At 62.9% G+C, this 2,407-nt stretch carries 2 protein-coding genes and 1 pseudogene; 2 read left to right on the top strand and 1 reads right to left on the bottom strand.

Annotated elements, in window-relative coordinates:
• Positions 1-181: 181 nt before the first annotated feature.
• Complete coding sequence (locus ACODS9_RS26480; RefSeq protein ID WP_401105618.1) at positions 182-1,084, bottom strand: LysR family transcriptional regulator; 903 nt, start codon at positions 1,082-1,084, stop codon at positions 182-184.
• 491 nt (positions 1,085-1,575) lie between these two features.
• On the opposite strand from ACODS9_RS26480, the gene ACODS9_RS26475 reads away from it, so the two are divergent.
• On the top strand, positions 1,576-2,223 hold the full coding sequence (locus ACODS9_RS26475) for an FMN-dependent NADH-azoreductase (protein ID WP_401105616.1): 648 nt from the start codon (positions 1,576-1,578) through the stop codon (positions 2,221-2,223).
• Position 2,224: 1 nt separating this feature from the next.
• Positions 2,225-2,407, top strand: a pseudogene (locus ACODS9_RS26470) (hypothetical protein); the annotation flags it as partial.

Below are 2,407 nucleotides of genomic sequence, written 5' to 3'. Positions count from 1 at the left end.
AGACTGTTACCTATGTGCGTGAACTGATTTGTAACCCATGTGGGTGAGTCATACCGCGAGCATTTTTTGGTTCCTTTTTGATGCTTCAAAAAGGGACCCGCCGTAAGGGCGGAAAGGTGACTAAGCGTCGACATCACAAATGAATGCGCCTACATCCCTCGAAACCAGCCCCAACGATCCATCAAGCAACAACCGGCCGATACTCCCGGCACCGCTCCCGCAGTATCTGCGCCAGCAAGCACACCTCGGGACTGTGCCGGTACTCCTCGGGGTACCCCATGTACATCGGCACCTCCCGCTCCCGCTGATGCTGCAGGTTGACCCGCACCAACCGCCCTTGCGCCAACCCCTGCTGCACCCGATGCTCCGGCAACCAGGCAAAGCCCATCCCCCGCTCGACGAAGCTCTCGGCCGCCGCCAGGCTGCTCACCGTCCAGCGCTGCGAGGTCCCCAGCCAGCCGCTGTTCTGCGAATTGCGCGTGCCAGAATCGCGGATCACCACCTGCCGGTGGTTCTTCATGTCGTCCAGGCTCAACTCGCCCTGCGCCTCGCTGAGCGGATGGCTGGCTCCCACCACGCAGATCAACGAGACATTCAACAAGAACTCCTGCAGATACCCCGAGGGCAGGCTGCTGGCGATGCCCAGCTCGACCTTGCCGTCCTCCAGCAACTCGCGAGCCCCGGACAACGCCGTCTCGTACAAGCGGATACGGTGATCCTTGTACTCCAGGGCAAACTCCTGCAATGCCTGTTGCAGCAATTCGATTGGGAACAGCACATCCACCGCCAGCGCCTGTTCGGTGAACAACCCGGGCTGGTACTGGTTGGCCAGGTGCTCGAGCTTCTGCGCCGCGCCCAGCAGGTGCTTAGCCTGGGGCAACAGCGCCTTGCCCAGCGAGGTGAGCACGGCCTTGCGCCCTTCGATGATGAACAGCTCCTGGCCCAGAAGCATTTCCATGCGGTTGACCGAATGGCTGATCGCCGACTGCGACTTGTACATGTGCTCGCCGGCCTGCTGGAAACCGCCGCACTCGACCGTGCAGACGAACGCGCGCCACTGATCGAGACTGATCTTGGAAAACACCACCACCTCCTTGTGTGCCCGAAAACCGGGCGACGAATCCTTTGTCCTGCGGCGTTGTACCACAGCTGCCGCCAGGCGAGCAGGCCTATTTCACCAGCACGGCGGCCTGCACAGCAGCCGTTACTGGGACATGGAATTCGCCCGCCGCGACTCCCCGGCGCCGAGCGACAAGGCCGGCATGATCGAAGGGCCAGTGCACCTGCCGGCTGACCGTCAACGCCGACATCGACAACCTGAGCCAGACCCTGCACGGCGGGGTGATCTACTCGATGCTCGACACCACCAGCATGCTCGCCACCCTGCCCTTGCTGGGGCCAGCGCGCAGCTGAACAAGTTCAGGCTCAAGCGGGAATGGTGAGGTAGCCTGCAGCTTAAAGCTTGCAGCTCAGATACATGACAACCTTAAGGGTAAAACCCTGATTATCTGCGCTTTTCACTCCCGCGCGATTGCTCAAGACTGCATGCCACACATCACAGAAAGGATTCGCGCAATGAATCACAAGGTCCTGGTCATCCGCTCCTCGATCAAGTCCGACGGCGGCTTCTCCGGCCAACTGGTGGACAACTTCCTCAAGCAGCTCAAAGAGGTCAACCCCGAAGCTTCGGTGGCGGTGCGCGACCTGCACGCCCAGCCCATCCCGCACCTCAATGCGGTGACCATGGACGCCCTGTTCGGCGGTGACGCCAGCAGCATCGAGGCGGCCGCGGCGCTGAAGCTGTCCAACGAGCTGATAGAAGAAATCCAGGATGCCGACCGCGTGGTGATCGGCCTGCCGCGCTACAACTTCGGCGCACCATCGATCCTGCACACCTGGGTCGACCACATCGTGCGTGGCGGCGTCACCTTCACCTATGTCGACGGCGCCCCGGTCGGGCTGCTCGACGACAAGCCGGTGCATGTGCTCAACGCCAGCGGCGGCGTCTACAGCCAGGGCACCGACACCCTGGCCGGCTGGCTGTCGCAGACCCTGGGTTTCATCGGCCTGAACAGCGTCGAGTTCATCTATGCCGAAGGCCTGGGCATGGGCGAAGAGAGCCTGGCCGCGGGCCTGGCCGCCGCCAACCTGAAGATCCAGCACAGCATCGCCGCCCTCGGCGAGCGCCCATGCCCAAGCCTGGCCACCGTCGCAGGGAGGTAAGATGACCCGCAGCCAAGACACCCCGTCGGTCCAGGAGCTGTTCCTCAGCGAACTGGTGGCCGAGCCCAACCGCTACCACCTGTATATCTCCCACGCCTGCCCGTTCTCGCACCGGGTGCACCTGGTGCAGAGCCTGCTGGGCCTGGAAGATGCACTGGACGTCACCTCGGTGGGGGGGGGGGGG

This window comes from Pseudomonas sp. FG36 (assembly GCF_057809275.1).
Note: the sequence above shows the minus strand (reverse complement) of the source record. Positions and strands in the feature narration are given on the sequence as shown.

Bases quoted from the DNA above. Each gene is read 5' to 3' on its own strand.
- ACODS9_RS26475 (WP_401105616.1), top strand. From the start codon at position 1,576: ATGAATCACAAGGTCCTGGTCATCCGCTCCTCGATCAAGTCCGACGGC.